A 3,588-nucleotide genomic window follows, 5' to 3' on the forward strand; every position below is an offset into this window, starting at 1 on the left:
TGTCGCCGTGGCCAAGCGCATGGTGAAGATGCAGGACGGCCTTGGCGCTATCTGCGACGCGCGTGTGAACCTCGAGATTATCGATGCCTTTCCCAAGAAGAAGCTTTCCGAAGACGCTCGCGTCGCGCTCGATGCGCTGCGCGCAAGCAACGCAGAGTTCCTTCGCGCGGCGCTCGAAGGGGAGGCCGGTGGCGCCTTGCTCGTAGATGGGCCGTCTGCTGAAGCGGGTTCCGCCGACGGGCTTTCCGCCGATGAGGTCCCTGACGATGCGTGGCGCGTCGAGGAGGAACGTGCCGACCAACCCATTGGCGAGCGCCCCGATTCGGACGCCTTCGACGAAACGGTTGATGGGGAAGCTGGGCCCGAGATGGCCGAGGCTGTGACGGGCGACGATGCTCGGGAAATGTAGAAGGCGCGAGGAACCATCTGCAGATACGTTAATCTATACACCGTATATAAGTGCAGTCCCGATTTAGAGGAGATTATTATGGGATTCATGGATCTGGCGATGAAGCGCTATTCGGTGCGCCATTACGAGCAGCGCCCGGTCGAGCAGGAGAAGATCGATGCGATCGTGGAAGCGGGTCGTTTGGCACCTACGGCGCATAACAACCATCCCGTGCGCGTGGTGGTGTGCGATACGCCCGAGCGACTGGCGAAGGCCGCCTTGTGCGAGCCGCGCTTCGAGCGCGATGGCAGCATCTTCGGCGCGCCGCTCGCATTTGTCGTGTGCGCCAAGCCCGATGTCGCCTGGACGCGCTCCTACGACGACATGAATTCTGCCCCCATCGACGCCTCTATCGTGTGCGACCAGACGATGATGCAGGCGACCGATTTGGGCTTGGGCACCTGCTGGGTGTGCGCGTTCGACCCCGAGGTTGCCAAGCGCGAGTTCAATCTGCCCGAGGGTGTGGAGCCCATCAACATCCTGGTGGCGGGCTACGCCCAGCCGCGCGAGCTTGACCCCGAGCGTCGCGAGGCGCGCCGCATCCCCCTCGCTGAGTTCACCGATGTGAACGCCTAGGCTACCTTATTTGTAAAACGCGCGCAGAAAAAAAGCGACCTTTCCATTCGAAAGGCCGCTTTTTCGATGATGGTGCGATTGTGTTTACGCCTGCCGGCGCTGCGCCGCGTCATCCGATGGAGATGATGAGCGCGGTGATGATGGACGAGGGTGAGATTTTCGGCCAGCATCATCCGCAGGCGCGCTTCAACGAGGCGAGCCTACCCATCGGCGCCGCCCTGCATGCCGGCGTGGCAATCGCATGGCTCGAACGGCAGGGGCGTTAGCTACCGGCTGCTTCGGCGTCGTGCCCTATGCTCCGAAGGTGAATGTCCGAACGTTGAGGCGAAGGCGGCGGAGAACTTGCTCGGGTTGCGGTATCCCACCGCAAGCGCGATGTGCGCGATACTCTTGTCGGTGGTTTCGAGCAGCTGGGCAGCACGCTCGAGTCGGCACTGGCGCCGGTATGCCATGGGTGAGATACCGAATGCTTTGACGAACCGCCCTTTGAAGGACGAAACGCTCATGCTCGCTGCGTTTGCGGCATCGCGTAGTGTCACTTCCTGTTCATAGCCTGATTCCAAGAGTTCCATGCCGCGCTCAAGCGATTCAATCGTGCCTTTTTGCTGATAGCTCTCGGTGCGAGGGGAGAGGCGCGGTGTCGCATCGATGAGGGCGACGAGTTCGAGCGCTTTGAAGCGCAGCCGCGTGAGGGATGCTCTCTCGTCGACATCCCAAAACGATGCAAGGAGTGCGCGCATCGAGGGATCGGGCGCGCAAATCGTGCATCCGCATTCGCCCGTGAGCCTGCGGGTGAGCTTGTCGAGGCTGGTATTGCATTCGGGAAGGGCATGGGCGAGCGATGCGGCTCCGGTAAACCGATTAATCCTGAGTGTGAGGCCCGTGTACAGAGGCGCAGGGAACGACATAATGCGCTTACGAATGCGCTCGTCGTGGAAAGCGAGCTCACCTTCGTTGAGGCGAATCGACCGTCCGTTTGCTGTTTCGAGTTCAAATCTACCGCGCAGGCACCAGTCGATTTGCAGCTCACGTGGCTCGATGTCATTCCATTCGGCGCTTCCTCGGGGGATGCTGTTGAACATGAGGGACACGCCATCGAACAGCTCGAACGTGTCGATGATGCCTACGACACCGTCGTTCATGCGAAGATGGTAGCGAACGGATGCGCCGTCTGCGCCGACGGCGCGCAGCTTGTCGGCGTTTCGCTTGGCGAGAATATCGAACACGGTCACGGCGCATCCTTTCTGCTTACAGGGGTGAGGTTTGCGGGAGATTGCCTGTATCTGCATTCCGGCAGATGCGTTCATACTCGAGGAAGAGGTCGGCAAAGCGACCGGCGGTTTCTTTGCAAAGCGGGAAGACATCCGTTATGCGACCCCCGTCCATTATCGCGACATGTGTGCAGCATGAAAGAGCGAATTCTGGATCGTGCGTGATGACGATTTGCGTTGCGCCGCGGTCGCGCACGCGACGAACGGTGTCGGCGACCTGGCGCATATGGGCGAGGTCGAGGCCGCTCGTGGGCTCGTCGTAGATGATGAGGGGTCGGTCGGTGGCGAGCGCCTGGGCAATCGCCACGCGTTGGCGCTGTCCACCTGACAGCGAGAGCGGATGGTCGGCTGCGAACTCATCGAGGTCGAGGTCGCGTAGGATGTCGCGTGCGCGTTGCTCTCGATTTTCGCCCGTCATGCCGAGCAGCACCTCGTCGAGCACGCTTTCCACGAACAGCTGGTGGTTCACATCTTGCATAACCATGAAGCATCGACGGCGACGGTCGCGCTTCCCCAATCGCACACCGTCGATTTCTATGGTTCCCTCGCATCGATTGAGACCGCATACGGCTTCGGCAAAGGTGGATTTACCGGCGCCGCATGGACCGACAAGCGCGGTGACGCTCGCTTGGGGCAGCTCAAGCAACGGCACGTCGAGAACGCGCTCAAGCACTCCGTTCTTCCGATATTTAGCCGTTAGATTCTCGAAACGGATTGAGGCATTTTCGGACTTTAGCGTCTTTTGCGGTGCTAGATTATCGTCCGTTCCATCGGGATGCCTTGGAGCGACGGGTGCGATCTCCGTATATTGAGGAAGTCTGAACACTTTGTTGAGGCTGCGCGAACGCAGACCAAGCTCTGCGCGATCGGCGCTATCGAGCTGCGCGAATTCCTCGCAGCTCCATCGGTGTGCGATGTGCCCCTCGTCAAGATAGATTACCTGATCGGCGAGGTCCTTGAGATAGTGTATGCGGTGTTCAGCGACAAGCACCGCTGCCCCTGATTTCTTCCAATGCGCAATTGCCACACGAAGCCGGGCGATTGTTTCGAAATCGAGGTTGGACGACGGTTCATCGAGCACGATGAGTTTTGGCAGTGTCGCCGTGGCGCTTGCGCACGCCACACGTTGCTTCTGCCCGCCCGAGAGTGCGAAGAGGCTCGTATCGAGCAGTGGCGCGAGGTCGAACAATTGTGCTGCGTCATTCACCCGCTGGTTGATGTCGGCAGGCTCAAGCCCCAGCTTCTCGCACCCCAACGCGACTTCCCCGCGGACGCCAACGCTGTAGAACGGGC

Annotated in this window: 5 protein-coding genes; 3 read left to right on the forward strand and 2 right to left on the reverse strand. The window is 60.4% G+C overall.

The features are described 5' to 3' along the window. The 3 genes from Q0J60_RS00005 to Q0J60_RS00015 all read left to right on the forward strand — a co-directional run. The coding region (locus Q0J60_RS00005; protein ID WP_294438134.1) for a hypothetical protein at window positions 1-409 on the forward strand (409 nt) is incomplete at its 5' end. 78 nt (window positions 410-487) lie between these two features. Next, window positions 488-1,024, forward strand: coding sequence for a nitroreductase family protein (locus Q0J60_RS00010; RefSeq protein WP_294438135.1), 537 nt, complete (start codon window positions 488-490; stop codon window positions 1,022-1,024). Window positions 1,025-1,104: 80 nt separating this feature from the next. Beyond that, on the forward strand, window positions 1,105-1,290 hold the full coding sequence (locus Q0J60_RS00015; protein ID WP_294438136.1) for a hypothetical protein: 186 nt from the start codon (window positions 1,105-1,107) through the stop codon (window positions 1,288-1,290). Here Q0J60_RS00015 and Q0J60_RS00020 read toward each other — a convergent pair whose 3' ends face one another. Together Q0J60_RS00020 and Q0J60_RS00025 are read right to left on the reverse strand one after the other, a co-directional pair. Then, window positions 1,291-2,256: a helix-turn-helix domain-containing protein gene (locus tag Q0J60_RS00020; RefSeq protein ID WP_294438137.1), complete on the reverse strand. Its 966-nt coding sequence runs from the start codon at window positions 2,254-2,256 to the stop codon at window positions 1,291-1,293. Window positions 2,257-2,272: 16 nt separating this feature from the next. After that, on the reverse strand, window positions 2,273-3,588 hold a 1,316-nt coding region (locus tag Q0J60_RS00025), incomplete at its 5' end, for an ABC transporter ATP-binding protein (RefSeq protein ID WP_294438138.1).

It is taken from the genome of uncultured Slackia sp., from assembly GCF_944321625.1.
GTDB lineage: Bacteria > Actinomycetota > Coriobacteriia > Coriobacteriales > Eggerthellaceae > Slackia.

Bases quoted from the DNA above. Each gene is read 5' to 3' on its own strand.
- Q0J60_RS00010 (WP_294438135.1), top strand. From the start codon at position 488: ATGGGATTCATGGATCTGGCGATGAAGCGCTATTCGGTGCGCCATTAC.